Origin of the sequence: Aeromonas sp. s8 (assembly GCF_040907785.1) — a bacterium.
Taxonomy (GTDB): Bacteria; Pseudomonadota; Gammaproteobacteria; order Enterobacterales; family Aeromonadaceae; genus Aeromonas; species Aeromonas veronii.
In genome coordinates, this window is sequence record NZ_JBFOCL010000045.1 from 1 (window position 1) to 16161 (window position 16161).

Annotated in this window: 15 protein-coding genes, 1 tRNA gene and 1 pseudogene; 11 read left to right on the forward strand and 6 right to left on the reverse strand. The window is 57.1% G+C overall.

Annotated features, from left to right (window positions below; all coding sequences use genetic code 11):
• Positions 1–157: integrase core domain-containing protein (locus AB5Y86_RS15725; RefSeq protein WP_368192510.1), on the forward strand; the 157-nt coding region annotated here is incomplete at its 5' end.
• A 308-nt stretch (positions 158–465) separates the two neighbouring features.
• Here the strand turns inward: AB5Y86_RS15725 and AB5Y86_RS15730 are convergent.
• Positions 466–2151: an aspartate:alanine antiporter gene (locus tag AB5Y86_RS15730; protein ID WP_128815308.1), complete on the reverse strand. Its 1686-nt coding sequence runs from the start codon at positions 2149–2151 to the stop codon at positions 466–468.
• A 137-nt stretch (positions 2152–2288) separates the two neighbouring features.
• On the opposite strand from AB5Y86_RS15730, the gene AB5Y86_RS15735 reads away from it, so the two are divergent.
• Complete coding sequence (locus AB5Y86_RS15735) at positions 2289–2453, forward strand: hypothetical protein (RefSeq protein WP_368193360.1); 165 nt, start codon at positions 2289–2291, stop codon at positions 2451–2453.
• Positions 2454–2925: 472 nt separating this feature from the next.
• On the opposite strand, the gene AB5Y86_RS15740 is transcribed toward AB5Y86_RS15735, so the two are convergent.
• Positions 2926–3001 (reverse strand) — tRNA-Asn (locus tag AB5Y86_RS15740).
• Between the two features lie 133 nt (positions 3002–3134).
• On the opposite strand from AB5Y86_RS15740, the gene uvrB reads away from it, so the two are divergent.
• From uvrB to AB5Y86_RS15755, 3 genes are all read left to right on the forward strand, one after another.
• Complete coding sequence (gene uvrB, locus AB5Y86_RS15745) at positions 3135–5147, forward strand: excinuclease ABC subunit UvrB (protein WP_368193362.1); 2013 nt, start codon at positions 3135–3137, stop codon at positions 5145–5147.
• Positions 5144–5401, forward strand: coding sequence for a YkvA family protein (locus AB5Y86_RS15750; RefSeq protein ID WP_005360976.1), 258 nt, complete (start codon positions 5144–5146; stop codon positions 5399–5401). Before uvrB ends, AB5Y86_RS15750 begins: the two co-directional genes overlap by 4 nt.
• A 178-nt stretch (positions 5402–5579) precedes the next feature.
• Complete coding sequence (locus tag AB5Y86_RS15755; RefSeq protein ID WP_041202713.1) at positions 5580–6227, forward strand: DedA family protein; 648 nt, start codon at positions 5580–5582, stop codon at positions 6225–6227.
• 78 nt (positions 6228–6305) lie between these two features.
• Here the strand turns inward: AB5Y86_RS15755 and dsbB are convergent, their stop codons facing one another.
• Together dsbB and nhaB are read right to left on the reverse strand one after the other, a co-directional pair.
• Positions 6306–6827, reverse strand: coding sequence for a disulfide bond formation protein DsbB (dsbB, locus tag AB5Y86_RS15760; protein WP_005336895.1), 522 nt, complete (start codon positions 6825–6827; stop codon positions 6306–6308).
• A 98-nt stretch (positions 6828–6925) separates the two neighbouring features.
• The gene (gene nhaB, locus AB5Y86_RS15765) at positions 6926–8506 is read right to left on the reverse strand and encodes a sodium/proton antiporter NhaB (RefSeq protein WP_368193363.1); all 1581 of its coding nucleotides are present in this window, start codon (positions 8504–8506) and stop codon (positions 6926–6928) included.
• Positions 8507–8839: 333 nt separating this feature from the next.
• On the opposite strand from nhaB, the gene fadR reads away from it, so the two are divergent.
• From fadR to AB5Y86_RS15785, 4 genes and pseudogenes are all read left to right on the forward strand, one after another.
• Positions 8840–9553: a fatty acid metabolism transcriptional regulator FadR gene (gene fadR, locus AB5Y86_RS15770; protein ID WP_026034983.1), complete on the forward strand. Its 714-nt coding sequence runs from the start codon at positions 8840–8842 to the stop codon at positions 9551–9553.
• Between the two features lie 265 nt (positions 9554–9818).
• Positions 9819–9959: a TIGR02808 family protein gene (locus tag AB5Y86_RS15775; protein ID WP_005345965.1), complete on the forward strand. Its 141-nt coding sequence runs from the start codon at positions 9819–9821 to the stop codon at positions 9957–9959.
• Positions 9960–10146: 187 nt separating this feature from the next.
• Positions 10147–10704: a YaeQ family protein gene (locus AB5Y86_RS15780; protein WP_368193364.1), complete on the forward strand. Its 558-nt coding sequence runs from the start codon at positions 10147–10149 to the stop codon at positions 10702–10704.
• Positions 10705–10716: 12 nt separating this feature from the next.
• A pseudogene (locus AB5Y86_RS15785) lies at positions 10717–11235 on the forward strand (AEC family transporter); the annotation flags it as partial.
• A 267-nt stretch (positions 11236–11502) separates the two neighbouring features.
• Here AB5Y86_RS15785 and AB5Y86_RS15790 read toward each other — a convergent pair.
• On the reverse strand, positions 11503–12249 hold the full coding sequence (locus tag AB5Y86_RS15790; protein WP_080768693.1) for a helix-turn-helix transcriptional regulator: 747 nt from the start codon (positions 12247–12249) through the stop codon (positions 11503–11505).
• A 408-nt stretch (positions 12250–12657) separates the two neighbouring features.
• Between AB5Y86_RS15790 and AB5Y86_RS15795 the strand changes: the two genes are divergently transcribed.
• Both AB5Y86_RS15795 and AB5Y86_RS15800 read left to right on the forward strand, forming a co-directional pair.
• The gene (locus AB5Y86_RS15795) at positions 12658–14871 is read left to right on the forward strand and encodes a DNA-binding protein (RefSeq protein WP_368193366.1); all 2214 of its coding nucleotides are present in this window, start codon (positions 12658–12660) and stop codon (positions 14869–14871) included.
• Positions 14872–14912: 41 nt separating this feature from the next.
• Positions 14913–15635, forward strand: coding sequence for an AAA family ATPase (locus tag AB5Y86_RS15800; protein ID WP_029300291.1), 723 nt, complete (start codon positions 14913–14915; stop codon positions 15633–15635).
• 33 nt (positions 15636–15668) lie between these two features.
• On the opposite strand, the gene AB5Y86_RS15805 is transcribed toward AB5Y86_RS15800, so the two are convergent.
• Positions 15669–16161: IS3 family transposase (locus tag AB5Y86_RS15805; protein ID WP_368192837.1), on the reverse strand; the 493-nt coding region annotated here is incomplete at its 5' end.

Genomic DNA, 16161 nt, shown 5'->3' on the forward strand with positions numbered 1-16161 from the left:
GAACGGGATTTTGAAAGGAGAGTTGTTGTTGCAAAGCCCGCAGGATTTGACGCAAGCGCGGGAAATGGTGCGTGAAGCGGTGGATATTTACAACGCAGAGCGGCCGCATCATGCATTGAAATACAGAACCCCCGATGCAGTACATCGGGGGTTCTGAGTGGAGAAATGCTAGCCGAAAATGTGTAAACCTATTTCAGGACTAGACACGGGATTAGCTATCAATCGTTGCAGAGCAGAGCAGAGCAGAGCAGAGCAGAGCAGAGCAGAGCAGAGCAGAGCAGAGCAGAGCAGAGCATCGGTCATTGTGGAATAGGAAGAGTGGGTTGGTGGCAGAGTTCAGTGCAGATGGTGGGGGGGAGGTGACGCCACCCCAATGAGCCTGATCTACATCTCTCTAGCGGGGCAGATAGCAAGAAGGGAGCCTGAGGCTCCCTTCTTTGTTAGCGGTAATGTGATGGCTGTTGGCTAGAACCAGAAGCCGATGATAAAGGAGCCCGCCAGGGTCAGCATCACGTTGGCCACCGCATAGGTACCGGCATAACCGAGCGCCGGAATGGAGCTGTTGGCTGCCTCGTTGACCACATCCATCGCCGGGGCACAAGTACGGGCACCTGTGATAGCACCGAGCAGCAGCGCCGGGTTCATCTTGAGCACCCAGACCCCAAACAGATAGCCGACCAGCACCGGCAAGGTGGTCACCAGCATGCCGGAGAAGAGCACTACCGTACCCACCTCGCTCAGGTGATCCAGAATGCCGCCACCGGCTTTCAGACCCGTACTCACCATAAAGACCGCCAGACCGAGATCCTTGGCCAATCTGAGCGCGCCGGGCGGCACATAGCCGACCGTCGGGTGGTTGGCCCGCAGATACCCCATCAGAATGCCCGCCAGCAGTAGGCCGACGGCGTTGCCGAGACCAAACTCGATCTGACCGAACACCAGCGAAACGGAGCCGATCAGCAGGCCCAGCACGAAGAAGGTGGTGAAAGCCACCAGATCTGTGGTCTGGCTGTGGATGCTGATAAAGCCGATCTTGTTGGCCAGCAGTTTGACCCGCTGCTTCTCGCCGCTGATCTGCAGTACGTCGCCTTTTTGCAGCATGATGTTGCGATCGAACGGCATCTCGATTTGGGAGCGTACCACCCGGTTGAGGAAGCACCCTTTCTCGGTGAGGTTGAGCTCCACCAGATGGCGGCCTACCACGGAGTCATTCTTTACCACTATCTCTTCGGTGACTATCTGCAGGTCAAGCAGGTTGCGGTCGAACACCTCTTTACCGTTGCGGTAGTTGACGTCCAGCTTCTCGTGGCTCTCGGGATAGCCCACCAGGGCGATTTCGTCCCCTTCCTGAATAACGGCATCGCCATCGGGACTGGCCAAAATGCCGTTGCGGCGGATCCGCTCTACATAGCAGCCGGTATGGGGATAGATGCCTGTCTCCCGCAGGGTACGGCCACCGATCCAGGCTGCCAGTTCGGGGCCAACCCGATAGGCGCGGATGATGGGCAGATAGGTCTTGCGACTGTCGCTGTCGGAGAGACCCCGTTCACGGGCGATTTTTTGCGCTTCGGTATTGAGGTCGAGCCGTGCTAGCGACGGGAGATAGCGCACCACCAGCATCAGACCCACCAGACCCACCAGATAGGTGAGAGCGTAGCCGATGCCCATGTTGTCGAGCACTGCCTGCATGTCGGTCTGATGGGGCAGGTTAAGCAGACCACTGCGCAAGGCATCCTGGGCACCCACCAGCGCCGGTGTCGAGGTGAGGGAACCCGCCAGGATCCCCGCCGCCATGCCCGGCCCCAGATTGAAGAACTTGGCGAGCCCCACTGTCAGCAGCAGGGCGGTCAGCAAGATCACCAGAGTCAGAGTAATGTAGTGGATGCCATCACGCAGGAAGACGCTGAAGAAGTGAGGGCCCGCCTCGATCCCCACACAGAAGATGAACAGCATAAAGCCTACGTTTTCAGTGGTGGCCGCAAATTCGAAGCCCATCTGGCCGAACAGCAGGGCGGTAAACAGCACACCAATGGTGTTGCCAATCTGAAAGTTGCCAATTCGCACCTTGCCAAGCAGCAGGCCGAAGGCCAATACCACGAACAGCAGCAGGGAGTCGCTTTGATGTAGCAGTGTCACGAAATCTATGGTCATGCCCGGAAAAACCGAGGAAAAAAGTGGGGTCGATATTGTGCCGGATCTATCCCCAATAAAGAAGCGCAAGGGAGCGATTAATCGGACGTTATCGGACGCTATTTGTGGAACCGGCGGCGTGATAGGGAGACACGCGGATGAAATCTGGCAATTTTTGCTGTAACCGTCGTTGTCAATTAGTGAAATCTGCTGTCCGCGACCGAAGTGCTCTGGCGCAGGCCGATATTTTAGATTCTGCTGTTCGACCGCTTGGCGGGGATCAGTTTCAGCAGATTCAACCGATGGCCACCATGGTTGGCTGAGGGACAAATCAGCTTGATATTTACCCGTTCGCCCACTGGGCATGGGTTGGCAAAAAGATGCTTCTGAAAAGTGCCAATAGAGCCTGTCACCCCGCTGTTCCTGAGGGGGCTAAAAAACAGCATAAAATCAGGTTGGCCAGCAAAATGACTCTTCGCCGGGGGGCCATCAAGGGCAATCCCGCGTCCTGACAGGGCTTGCTGCACTTACCCACAGAATCTGTGGATAACCCTGTTTATGAAACTTGTTCATCGCCCTGAAAGCCGCGCCAGCACTGGGATGCAAGGGCTGTTCAAAAAATACCGGAAGAAAAATGTTTGTATAAAAATCAAATAGTTAGATGCGACAGGAGAAAGCTCTGTCGAGCCGAGACGGGTAACAAAAGGGAGCGTCAGCAGCAAGAAGGATCTTGTGCATTAAAATTGGCAGGAGAGGGCACTAAGGTGGATAACTTGCACCGAGATGGTGAGGAATTGGCTCCCCCGACTGGACTTGAACCAGTGACATACGGATTAACAGTCCGCCGTTCTACCGACTGAACTACGGGGGAACATCAGGCAAGGAGGAGCATCATACAGAAGGTGTCCGAGGTGGTCAAGCCATTCGCGGGATGATGGCACGGGTGTACCGCTGCCAGCCCCTCGGTTACACTGCTCCTCTGCTGTTTTGTGTCGGGAGTGTTCATGAGCAAATTGTTCAAGTTAGCCAGCCAGTTTCAACCCGCCGGGGATCAGCCCACGGCGATTGCCCAACTGCTGGATGGCATCGAGTCGGGGCTGGCCCACCAGACCCTGCTCGGGGTGACCGGTTCGGGCAAGACCTTCACCATGGCCAACGTCATCGCCACCCTGAACCGCCCGACCATGATCCTGGCTCCCAACAAGACCCTGGCCGCCCAGCTCTATGGCGAGATGAAGGAGTTCTTCCCCGACAATGCGGTGGAGTATTTCGTCTCCTACTACGACTACTACCAGCCCGAAGCCTATGTGCCGACCACCGACACCTTTATAGAGAAGGATGCCTCGATCAACGATCACATCGAGCAGATGCGATTGTCCGCCACCAAGGCGCTGCTGGAGCGGCGCGACGTGGTGATCGTTGCTTCGGTGTCGGCCATCTATGGTCTGGGGGATCCCCAAGCTTATCTGAGCATGATGCTGCATCTCAAAGTGGGGGATGTGATTAACCAGCGGGATATCCTGCGTCGCCTCGCCGAGCTGCAGTACACCCGCAACGACATGGCGTTTCAACGCGGTACTTTCCGGGTGCGCGGTGAAGTGATCGACATCTACCCTGCCGAATCGGACAAGCTGGCCCTGCGGGTGGAGCTGTTTGACGAGGAGGTGGAGCGCCTCTCCCAGTTCGACCCGCTGACCGGCGCCATCGAGCAGACGGTAGTGCGCTACACCATCTACCCCAAGACCCACTACGCTACCCCGCGGGAGACCATTCTGGGGGCTATCGAGCATATCAAGGAGGAGCTGCGCAGTCGCCGCGAGCAGCTGTTGTCCCTCAACAAGCTGGTGGAGGAGCAGCGCATCAGCCAGCGTACCCAGTTCGACATGGAGATGATGCAGGAGCTGGGTTACTGCTCCGGCGTCGAGAACTACAGCCGCTACCTCTCCGGCCGTGCGCCGGGGGAGCCGCCGCCCACCCTGTTTGACTACCTGCCGGGGGATGGCCTGCTCATCATCGATGAGTCCCACGTCACGGTGCCGCAGATTGGCGCCATGTTCAAAGGGGACCGCTCCCGCAAGGAGACCCTGGTGGAGTACGGCTTCCGGCTCCCCTCGGCGCTGGACAACCGGCCGCTCAAGTTCGACGAATTTGAAGCGCTGATGCCGCAGACGGTGTTTGTCTCGGCGACTCCCGGCCCCTACGAGCTGGAGAAGTCCGGCGGCGATGTGGTGCAGCAGGTTGTGCGCCCAACCGGCTTGCTCGATCCGGAGATCGAGGTGCGTCCTGTGACTACTCAGGTGGACGATCTGCTCTCCGAGATCCGCAAGCGGGTTGCCGTCGAGGAGCGGGTGCTGGTCACGACCCTGACCAAGCGGATGGCTGAAGACTTGACCGAGTATCTGACGGAGCACGACGTCAAGGTGCGCTATCTCCACTCTGATATCGATACGGTCGAACGGGTGGAGATCATCCGCGATCTGCGCCTTGGCAAGTTCGATGTGCTGGTGGGCATCAACCTGCTGCGGGAAGGTCTCGACATGCCGGAAGTGTCGCTGGTGGCAATTCTCGATGCGGATAAAGAGGGCTTCCTGCGCTCGACCCGCTCGCTGATCCAGACCATCGGCCGGGCGGCGCGTAACCTCAACGGCAAGGTCATTCTCTACGGCGATACCATCACCAACTCGATGAAGGTAGCCATTGAGGAGACCGAGCGGCGCCGCGCCGTGCAGCATGCCCATAACCTCAAGCATGGGATCACCCCTAAAGGGCTCAACAAATCCATTGGCGATGTGATGGACATGGGGGGCAGCCGCACGGCAGGCAAACCAGGCAAGGGGATGCGCAAGGCAGCCGAGCCACAAGGGGAATACCATGTCCGCTCAGCCAGCGAGATTGCCAAAGAGATCAAGCGGATGGAGGAGCAGATGTTCCAGCATGCCCGGGATCTGGAGTTCGAACAGGCGGCGGCACTGCGGGATCAGATCCAGCGGCTGCGCAGCGAGTTGATCGAATCATGAGCCGTAAACGCTGGCTGATTTGGCAACGACTTCGTCGTCTCTATCAGGGCTTTCGCCATCCCGGTACCCCCTGGTGGGCGAGGGGCCTGGTGATCCTTATCCTGCTCTATGGCATCAGTCCGGTGGATCTTATCCCTGACGTGGTGCCCTTGCTGGGTTGGTTCGATGATGTGACCCTGCTGCTGGTGTTGCTATGGGGCTGGGAGCGTTGTCTTCCCCCCGCAGTGCGCAGCGATCTGGAACAGGCCTCCTAGTTCACCTTTTCAACACCACGCTCGACATCACTCTTTGTGCCCCCACCCTCGAAGGAATCGGAAAAACGGTTTCATTTGAAGGTGGGCGCTGCAGGATGAAAAAGAGGCTGGCCGGTGATTGTCGCCCGAATGGCATTGGCGTAGACTCCACGCCGTTCACTTTATGGGTATGGAAAAAATGGATCTGATCCTCTTTGCAATCGACTTTATCCTGCACGTTGATGTGCATTTGAAAGAGCTGTTCGAGAACTATGGCGTCTGGGTTTACGCCATCCTGTTTCTCATCATCTTCTGTGAGACCGGGTTGGTAGTGACGCCGTTCCTGCCGGGTGACTCCCTGCTGTTTGCCGCCGGTGCGCTTACCGTGGGCAGCGTGCTGGACGTCCATACCCTGGCGGCCGTGCTGATCATCGCTGCCGTGCTGGGCAACGTGGTCAACTACACCATTGGTCACTTCTTCGGCGAGCAGCTGTTCCGCAACCCGGACTCCAAAATCTTCCGCCGCGACTATCTGGAGAAGACCCATGCTTTCTACGCCAAGCATGGCGGCAAGACCATCATCATCACCCGCTTCCTGCCCATCGTGCGTACCTTTGCGCCGTTCGTGGCAGGGATGGGGGCCATGACCTATCCGCGCTTCCTGGCGTTCAACCTGGTTGGAGGCCTGCTGTGGGTACTCTCCTTCGTCTATGCCGGCCACTTCTTTGGCAATCTGCCGGTGGTGCGTCATAACTTTACCCTGCTGATCTTCGGCATCATTGGTATCTCCCTGTTGCCCATGGTAATTGGCGCGGTCAAGGCCAAGATGAGCACGGCCAAGGCGTAACCAGAAATACGGTCAATCAGTACGAGAAAGGGGGAGCCATGATGGCTCCCCCTTTTTATCTCCAAGCGGGTATGACACTCAGTTGCAGCAACGCCCTTTCACCAGATTGCCGATGGCCACCACGGTGAAGACCAACAGGTAAGCGGCGAAGATGACAACCAGCCACTGGGGCATGGAGTAACCGAAGAACTGCCAGGTGATCTGGGCACAATCCCCTTCCGGCATAAAAAGCCAGGGGAGCCACTGATCGAGCGGAGCCCAGCTCGGGAAGTCGGCAAACGGGCTGCAGACGTTGAACGGGGAAGGATTGACCTGATAGTCCACATGCTTGAGGGCCAGCTGGAAGCCGCGGAAGGCACTGTAGCCCCACAGCAACATGGCACTCCAGCGAACATACCACTTATCCGGCGCCACCATGCCGAGCAGACCAGCGGCCAGCACCCCCAGGGTCGCTAACCGTTCGTAAACACACATCACGCACGGGGAGAGGCCCAGCACATGCTGGAAGAAGAGGGCACACAACTCGAGGAACAGGGCTGATGCTGCCAACAAGCCCCAAGCCAGCCGATGGGCGGCAATACGGCGGAGAAACTCGATCATCTCATTGATCTCTCAGAAAAAACAGTGGCTGAATTAGAGCAGAGCGGAACCGAAAAGAAAAGGGCCCTGAAAGGGCCCTCGGAAACCATCTCAATGGATTAATGCAGCGCCGGCTGTACCGCTGGCAGCGCACTCTCCATCACCAGCCATCCGTGCTGATAGAACCACTCGGTGGCAGGACCAAGCAGCAATTCGACAGAGAAAAAGCCGATCAGCCCCAGCACCAGCGTGTAGGGCAGCGCCATCCAGACCATGCGGCCATAGGAGAGGCGCAGCAACGGCGCCAATGCCGAGGTGAGCATAAACAGGAAGGCGGCCTGACCATTGGGGGTGGCGACCGATGGCAGGTTGGTGCCTGTGTTGATGGCTACCGCCAGCAGATCGAACTGGGCGCGGTCAATGGCGCCATTGAGCAGGGCAGTCTTGACTTCGTTGATGTAGACGGTCCCGACAAAGACGTTGTCACTGACCATGGAGAGTAGACCGTTGGCTACATAGAAAAGAGCTAATTGTTGCTCTTGTTCCGCCGAAAGAACCCACTGGATCACCGGCTTGAACAACTGCTGATCGATGATGACGGCGACCACGCTGAAAAACACAGCCAGCAGGGCGGTAAAGGGCAGCGCCTCTTCAAAGGCCTTGCCCAGAGCATGCTCTTCGGTAATACCGGTAAATGAGGTTGCCAGCACGATGACCGAGAGGCCAATCAATCCTACCGCTGCAAGATGCAGAGCCAGGCCGACGATCAACCAGATGGCGATCAGAGCCTGTACCATCAGCTTGGCCTTGTCCTGCTGGGTGCGTTTGGCATTCTCATGCAGGTTGTACTCCTCCATGATGGCGCGCACCGACTCCGGCAATTTGGCACCATAACCGAACCATCCCATCTTCTCGACCAGCACACAGGTAAGCAGACCGCAGATAAAGACGGGGAGCGAGACGGGGGACATACGAATGGCAAACTCGCCAAAGTGCCAGCCAGCCTGCTCGCCGATGATGAGGTTTTGCGGCTCGCCCACCAAGGTGCAGACACCACCCAGCGCGGTACCGATGGCGGCATGCATCATCAGGCTGCGCAGGAAAGCGCGGAACTGCTCGAGAGCCTGATAGTGGTCTTCCTTTACTTCCTGATCATGGGTGTGGTCATGAGCATGTCCGAATCCCTTGCCGGACGAGACCTTGTGATAGATGGCATAGAAACCGGTGGCAACGCTGATCACCACGGCAATGACCGTCAGTGCATCGAGAAAAGCCGACAAGAAGGCGGAGACCAGACAGAAGGAGAGGGAGAGCAGGATCTTGGAGCGTACGCCGATCAGCAGCTTGGTGAAGACATAAAGCAGCAACTGCTTCATGAAATAGATGCCTGCCACCATGAACACCAGCAGCAGCAGCACTTCGATATTGGCGACCAGCTCATGCTTGACCTGATCGGCGGAGGTCATGCCGATCAACACGGCTTCGATCGCGAGCAGGCCACCCGGTTGCAGGGGGTAGCACTTGAGGGCCATGGCAAGGGTGAAGATAAATTCAACGACCAGTAACCAGCCCGCAATGAAAGGATCAAGGTGGAAGGCGATCGGATTGATCACCAGAAATAGCAAGATGGCGTTTTTGTACCACTGTGGTGCATTGCCCAAGAAGTTCTTGGCTAATGCCTGCCCTAGGCTTATTGGCATGATAATGGGTCTCAACTTTGTTGTTAGGATCTGCTTCTATGCAGTCAAGGATGATCCGACCTGTGCCTCCGGATGTTGGCCTTTATCTGTCTGATTCCTCGTGATTTTAATCAAAAAGTGTGACGATTATAAATGATAGCCGATGGATCTCTGCCCATCTGTCTGTTTTATAACCACCTTGTCGGGGGTGGCTGGCTCCCTCGTGGCGATTAGATACATATTCCCAACACTATATTTGCCATATGTGAGCAGAGGACTGACCTTATGCTTGCCAGCCATCATCGCTTTGATATCATTCGTCAGCCTTTTTACGCATTACAACAGAGTCAATTCATGGTTATAAAAGCGCAGAGCCCAGCTGGGTTTGCCGAGGAATACATCATCGAGTCCATTTGGAACAATCGCTTTCCTCCCGGATCTATTCTGCCCGCCGAGCGTGAATTATCCGAGTTGATCGGGGTGACGCGGACGACCTTGCGCGAAGTGCTGCAGCGACTGGCCCGTGATGGCTGGTTGACCATACAGCATGGCAAGCCGACCAAGGTGAACAATTTCTGGGAAACCTCCGGCCTCAATATTCTGGAGACGTTGGCCCGTCTGGATCAGGACAAGGTACCTGATCTGATAGCTCAGCTGCTCTCCGCCCGTACCCATATCTGCACCATCTTTATCCGCGGGGCGATCCGTCACAATCCGGAACAGGCCGCCGAGATCCTGCGTGGCGCCGATGGGGTCGAGAACAACGCCCAGGCTTATGCCGAGTTCGATTATCGCCTGCACCACCAGCTGGCGTTTGCTTCCGGCAATCCGATCTATGCTTTGATCCTGAACGGTTTCAAAGGGTTGTACAGCCGGGTCGGCAGCTACTACTTCTCCGACAAGCAGGCCCGCGAGACCGCAGATGCCTACTACAAGACCCTGCTCAATCTGGCGGAGACCAAGAACCACGAAGCCGTGTTCATGACGGTGCGTCAGTACGGTATCGAGTCCGGCAAGCTGTGGACCCGCCTGCGTCAGGACATGCCAAGCGATCTGTGCGACAACTGATCCCTTGCCTGTGCTGTCCAAGAAACGCGCCATCCGGCGCGTTTTTTTATTCTGCCGTGTTTGTGTCTATCCTTGATTGGCGGTGGTAATTGCTTGAACTGCATGGATATTTGGCCAAAAAGCTTGATCCAGCGCAAATGAACCCTGCATTTATCACTTTGGTGGCATAGGACCCAACCGCTGATTGAGGTCAAATGGAGGCATCAAGAGCGGGGCCAATATCCGCCAGAAGGAACACACCTTTCACCGGATGAAGGACACAACAATGAGTCTTCTTGAACACACCATCTGGACAGTACTGGGATACGGGGCCATGCCCTTTATCTTTCTGAGCGGATTCGTGGCGGTGGCAGTGACCTGTTGCATGCTGCTGAACGCGTTCGGGGTACAGTCCGCCGAGAAGTGAGTCGCTTCTCATGCCGCCAAATGCCAGTCTTCGGACTGGCATTTGTTTTTTGTGTCTTTTAAAGCACTTATCCCGGCAGGTAAGGGGAAATCTTTGGTCAGGATGGTCGAACCTGCCGCCGATTTTGATTACACTGGCGCCCGTATTTCCCACTCACCCTTCTCTTATCAGGTGTTCAAGGTTTTCTATGGCTCTCAAGGCAACCGTATTCAAGGCTCAGATCAGTTTGTCTGATATGGATCGCAATCTGTATCAGGACTTCTCCCTCACGCTGGCGCGCCACCCCTCCGAAACCGATGAGCGGATGATGATCCGGCTGGCGGCCTTTGCCTGGCACGCCGCCGAGCGACTGGAGTTCACCAAGGGATTGAGCGCCGATGACGAACCCGAGCTCTGGTGCAAGAACTACTCGGACGAAATAGAACTCTGGATCGAGCTGGGCCAACCCGATGAAAAGCGGCTGAAAAAGGCCTGTAACCGTGCCCGTCAGGTGGTGCTCTACCTCTACGGCGGTCGTGGCACCAGCGTCTGGTGGAAGCAGAACCAGGGCAAGCTCAGCCAGCATGACAACCTCAGCATCATCGAACTCTCCGACAGCCAGACCCTGCCGCTGACCGCCATGGTCGAGCGTACCATGCAGCTCACCTGCACTATCTCCGATGGTCAGCTCTGGGTCAGTAACGGCGCACTGGAAGTGACGCTGGATCCGGTGGTGCTGATGGGCAAACCGGCCCGCGAACCGTAACGGACGCCGCCCATGTTCAGCGCCTTGCTCAATATCGTCATTCCGGTGTTCGGTGTGGTCGGGCTCGGCGCCCTCTATGGGCGATTGCGACCGGGGGCCGCGCTCGGTTACGTCAATCGGGCCAATATCGAGCTGTTTACCCCGGCGCTGGTCTTCTCCGCGCTGGTCAAGTATCCGCTGGTGCTGGCGGAGCATCTGCCGCTGATTGCGGCGGGGGCGCTGGTTATTCTGTTACCCGGTCTGCTGCTCGCGCTGCTCAAACTCAAAGGAATTGAGCGGGCAGCCCTGATCTTGCCCGCCATGTTCCGAAATACCGGCAATCTTGGTATCCCCTTGATGGTGCTGGCGTTTGGCGAGCAGCAACTGGGGGCCATCGTGATCCTCTTTGTGCTCTCCAATCTGCTGCACTTCTCGGTCGGCATGTTTATTCTCTCGGCCAATACCTCCCGCTGGCTGTGGCTGCGCAGCCCTGTGTTGTGGGCCGCGCTGGCCGGTTTGCTAGTGGCCAACCTGCACATTACGCTGCCGGAATGTAACCCACCACCAAGAATGAAAAACCGGGAGCTGGTGAAAACAAGTGGGAGATGGCGGGACAAACTCAGGAATGGCGGGGCTTGTGGCGTGATGCGGTTAAACAAAGCCGTTTAACCGCAAAATGAAAACTTTCGAGTCAAGCTGCTAGCCAATGCGCTGAAAATGAAAAACTAGGCGTGATGCCTAGTTTTAATTGGGATTGTTTAATCCCTTTGTAAGCAGGTCACGAAATCCTAACTGGCGGAGTTGTTAGGATGTTTTTGGCTAAAAAAAATCGTGCCCGGCCCAGACTACCTTGCCGATCACGGCCAGGTTCTCCAGCTGGTTGGCTGGCACGACCTGCAGGGGGTAATCATCGCGGTTGTCGCTGATGATGGTGATCCCGCCATCGAAGTTTTTCTGCAGGCGCTTGGCGTAGAGCTCTTCTCCCAGGCGCAACACGAAGATGGATCCATCTTCGATCTGATTCTTGCTGATATCGACCAGGATAGAGTCACCAGAGTGGATGGTGGGCTCCATGCTGTCGCCTTTGGCGAAGACCACCACCAAGTTATCCGGGTTTAACTTGCGAAACGTGAGCCACTTGCGGCGGAAGGCCAGCTTGCGTTTAACCTCATGATCATCATTAAACGCACCATGGCCGGTACTGACGGTGACATGGTAGCCGTCGATCAGCGCGTACTCCTCATCAAACTCCTCACGTTGCACCATCTGCTCGGCCGTTCCATCGGGGTGTTTCGGGCCCTGACCGGTGGCCAGCCACTCCAGATTCACATTGAACGTCCGCGCGATGCGCAGCGCCTTGTCGATGGTGGGCAGTGAATTAAACGGGGGGAAGTATTTGCGCATCCCCGACTCACTCATCCCCACCAGTTCGGCAAATGCCTTGTAGCTCAGGCTCCCGCGCAGCTCATCCAGACGGTCACTCAGAGTATCCATTCCCGCCGTCAGAAAAGATACCTCACCGTCTTTTTGTGCTGCTTGTGGTTTTTCTTCATAACGCTCTGACATACAAGGAATTCTCGGCTAGTGGCTAATGCTGGTGAGTCGGTAGACAAAAAATTCCGCACAAAAAGACTTGTCAATCTTTTTGGGGTGATCAATCATTCATATGTGACGCGTCGCGACATAAAATCATTCTTTTATGAATGACAAAGATACGCACTGCGACACTTGATGATACCGAAACGGGGTGAGTATGTCAGGGAAAACACCAGAGTGGATCAGGGCTGAGCTCATAAAATGCGGATATTCCCAAGCTGCTTGGGCCCGCGCTAAAGGGTTGCACCCCCGAGCCGTACAGCGTTGTATCAAACACTATGCTCCGGCCAGAGGGATTAGCCCCAAGCGTCGGGAAAGCCGCGCCATCATGGCCCTGCTGTCCGAATCGCTGGGGATCGATCTGCTGGGAGGTGACCAATGAGCACCTGGTACACCGCCCAGGCATTGGCCGGACTGGTTGGCATGCCCGCTTACCCCGATGGTGTGCGCAAAAAGGCCGAGCGTGAAGAGTGGCAAAGCCGCAAGCGCGAGAAAGGCAAAGGGGCCGAATATTACATTGGCTCACTGCCGATTGAAACCCGCCGTTACCTGGCAGAACAGGCTGTGGCCGCACAAGGCCATGCAGTGACCGATCATGCAGCGGGTGGCAAGGCCATGGCCAAGTTGCTGGCGCGCGAGGTGCCGGTCAAACCGGAGGCAGGCCGCAAATTGCTGACTTTAGGGGAGGGGGCTCGCCAGAAGGTCGATGCCAGACTGCTGATCCTGCAGGCCGCCGATATCTTCCTGGCCCCCTATCACGCCTGCCAGCAAGGGGAGGTGGGTCGCCGTGCCTTTATCGAGGCATACCGTGCCCGCACTCTCGCCCTGCCTGTCAGCGTTTATGAAAGGCAAAAACCATTCAGTCCGATCACCCTGCGCCGCTGGCAAAGTGCGCTGGCGGACGAAGGCCCCGCAGCCCTGGCTGGAAACTATCAGCGGGAGCGGCCATCAACCGTCGAGCAGAGCCCGGATCTGGCCAAGTTTCTCACCGCACTGGTCACCACCAAGCCCCATCTGGCCAACAAGTGGGGGGCGCTGCACGAACTGGCCAGCCAATACAGCGACATGAATCAGCTGGGATGGCAGATCCCCAGCCAATCCTCCTTGCGTCGCTGGATGGTGAAATGGTTGGCAGAGAACAAGGTGGCCTTTACCTATACCACCAACCCGGATGCCTACAACAACAAATACCGCAGCGCGATCGAGGAGATGTACCCCTGGATGGCCCAGCCCAACGACGTCTGGGAGTTCGATAGCACTCCGGTCGATGCCATGTTGGTGGATGGTCGCCACAGCATCATCGCGGTGATCGACGTGTATACCCGTCGCGTTCGTCTGCTGGTGGCCAAGAGCTCATCGAGCGAGGGGATCTGCCTGCTGCTGCGCAAGACCCTGCTGGCCTGGGGCACCCTCAATGACAACGGTGTGATGCGCACCGATAACGGCTCTGACTACGTGAGCCAGCGAGTCATGTCCATCTGCACCCTGCTTGGTATGAACGTCAGCCGCTCCAACGCCTACTCGGGGTGGGAGAAACCCCATATCGAGCGGTTTTTCCGCACCTTGAGCCACGGCCTGATCGAGCTGTTGCCCTCCTATATCGGCCACTGCGTGGCAGACCGTCAGGTGATCGAGGCGCGCAAGAGCTTTGCCCAGCGGCTGGAGGAGAAGCGCAAACCGGATGCGCAAAAAGAGATTTACGAGCTGGCCATGACGGCCGCCGAACTGCAAACCCTGCTCGATAACTGGCTCGATGCCCGTTACCACAACCGCAAGCACAGTGCCCTCGGGGTCAGCCCCAATGAAAAGTATCAGCTGGCCCGTTATCAGCGCCGCGCCATCTCCGATGAAGCTGCGCTGGATCTGCTGCTCAACCATATCGGCGAGGCGACCGTCTCCAAAGGTTTTATCAAGGCCGGTGGCCTCAAATACAGCGCCCCCGAACTGTTGGAGCACAACTGGAAGAGCCAGCGGGTCAGCGTCTTTCTCGATCCGTGCGATGTGGGCCGCGCCATCTTGTACCGCACCGGCGACTGGAACGAGCGGATCGAGGCCATCAACATCGACCTGCTGGGCAATGGTATCAGCCCCGATGCCTTCCGGGCGGCCAAAAAAGCCGATGCCAAGGCGTTGGCCAGCTTTCGCCGCGAGATGCGCAACCTTGCCAAGACCTTTGGCATCGACCAGCTCCATCAGGATGTAGTGCGCCACTTCGTCGATCAGGCCAAGGGTATTGAAGCGTTCAGTCGTCGCGATCTCACTCTCGATAACCCGGCATTGGCAGCGCTCACCGGGGTCTCAACGCCCGCTGAACCCGCCCGTTTCAATGCGGCAGAACTGGCCGCCATAGAAGCCAGACGAGAAGCGAAAGCGCAGCGGGCGCAAGCCACCGCAGGGCAGGAATCGAGAGCACTCAAGACCGAGTACGAGCAAGCCATCTATCTGGCAGAGCGGGAGCTGGATACCCCGCTGACAGAGCGGGAGAAGGAGTGGCTGACCCGATACCTCTACAGCCACAAGCTGATGGCAAAACGCATTAACCGCCATCTGGATGAAGTTCGGGCTACCCGCCGCACCCAGGCAAAAGGTTAGCGAGTAGCCCGAAAAGGCCAAAAACAAAGGACAAACCCACTATGAAACACAAGATCGTTGAAGTCAAAAACATGATCAAGACCGAGCAACTGCTCGACAACTTGCTCAACCGCTCCAGCATAGTGCCGGGCATTGGTCTGATCCATGGCCCCTCCGGCTTTGGCAAGACCACCGCCGTGGAATGGCTGTTCAACCAGGACGAAGTGAACGGCATCTATGTCCGCTGTTACAAGGCCGACACGGTGACCAGCCTGCTGGAGCAGATTGCCAAAGAGATCGGCATTCCCCAGCGCCACAACCTGCGTGCTCAGGTCGATAGCATCATCGAATCCGTCCGTGCCGAAGAGCTGGCCATCTTCGTGGATGAGGCCGATTACGTGGTCGGCAATGCCCGCATCATGGAGACCCTGCGCGATATCTACGATGCCACCGAACAACCCCTGATCCTGGTCGGGATGGAAGAGATTGCCCGCCGCATCAGCCAGCGCAAGCAGCTGTTTAACCGCATCTCCCAGTGGATCGAATTCAAACCGGCCGATCTCGATGACGTGTCCTTGATTGCCAGTGAAATGCTGGAGGTGGACGTGGAGATCGACGATGCACTGCTGGATCTGATCCGCAAGCGTTCCAACGGCGTGGTGCGCACCATCGTCTCGGCCCTCGACAAGATTGAAAAAATGGCGATGGCCTCTGATGCCCGGATTATCCGGCTGGAGGACGTTGACGCCAGCGAGTTGCTCCATGACGTGCGTCGCAGCCGCTAGCCGTCAGGCTACAGCCAATAAAAACTGTAGTGGTCAACTAAATCCGGACACTTGGTTAGGCCGTTCTTCGGCTTTTGCTGGCGGTATCCCGTCATTGTGTTGATGTGGACGCCGCCAGTTGTAGTAATCCATCAGGTAGTAACTGATATCCCGCTTCGCTGCTCGCAAGCTCATATATCCCATAGCCGGGAGCCACTCTGACTTCAGGCTCCTGAACAGTCGCTCCATCGGGGCGTTATCCCAGCAGTTGCCACGCCGACTCATGCTCTGGGTTATGCGATAACGCCACAGTCGTTGCCGAAATGCCCGGCTACCATATTGGCTGCCCTGGTCAGAGTGAAATAGCACACAGGATGGGCAACCCCGCTGCTGATAGGCCATCTCCAGTGCTTTGATGGCCAGCTTTGCATCTGGTTTATCTGACATCGCCCAGCCCACGACCCGCCGGGTGTACAGGTCAAGCACCGCTGCCAGGTAATGCCAACGACCACCTGCCCAGACGTAGGTGATATCGCCACACCACACC

Excerpts from the sequence above, each read along its gene's own strand:
- AB5Y86_RS15775 (WP_005345965.1), top strand. The coding sequence starts at position 9,819 with ATGAGTCTTCTTGAACACACCATCTGGACAGTACTGGGATACGGGGCC.
- AB5Y86_RS15780 (WP_368193364.1), top strand. The coding sequence starts at position 10,147 with ATGGCTCTCAAGGCAACCGTATTCAAGGCTCAGATCAGTTTGTCTGAT.
- AB5Y86_RS15800 (WP_029300291.1), top strand. The coding sequence starts at position 14,913 with ATGAAACACAAGATCGTTGAAGTCAAAAACATGATCAAGACCGAGCAA.
- AB5Y86_RS15730 (WP_128815308.1), bottom strand. The coding sequence starts at position 2,151 with ATGACCATAGATTTCGTGACACTGCTACATCAAAGCGACTCCCTGCTG.
- AB5Y86_RS15795 (WP_368193366.1), top strand. The coding sequence starts at position 12,658 with ATGAGCACCTGGTACACCGCCCAGGCATTGGCCGGACTGGTTGGCATG.
- fadR (WP_026034983.1), top strand. The coding sequence starts at position 8,840 with ATGGTTATAAAAGCGCAGAGCCCAGCTGGGTTTGCCGAGGAATACATC.
- AB5Y86_RS15735 (WP_368193360.1), top strand. The coding sequence starts at position 2,289 with ATGAAATCTGGCAATTTTTGCTGTAACCGTCGTTGTCAATTAGTGAAA.
- nhaB (WP_368193363.1), bottom strand. The coding sequence starts at position 8,506 with ATGCCAATAAGCCTAGGGCAGGCATTAGCCAAGAACTTCTTGGGCAAT.
- uvrB (WP_368193362.1), top strand. The coding sequence starts at position 3,135 with ATGAGCAAATTGTTCAAGTTAGCCAGCCAGTTTCAACCCGCCGGGGAT.
- AB5Y86_RS15750 (WP_005360976.1), top strand. The coding sequence starts at position 5,144 with ATGAGCCGTAAACGCTGGCTGATTTGGCAACGACTTCGTCGTCTCTAT.
- AB5Y86_RS15790 (WP_080768693.1), bottom strand. The coding sequence starts at position 12,249 with ATGTCAGAGCGTTATGAAGAAAAACCACAAGCAGCACAAAAAGACGGT.
- dsbB (WP_005336895.1), bottom strand. The coding sequence starts at position 6,827 with ATGATCGAGTTTCTCCGCCGTATTGCCGCCCATCGGCTGGCTTGGGGC.
- AB5Y86_RS15755 (WP_041202713.1), top strand. The coding sequence starts at position 5,580 with ATGGATCTGATCCTCTTTGCAATCGACTTTATCCTGCACGTTGATGTG.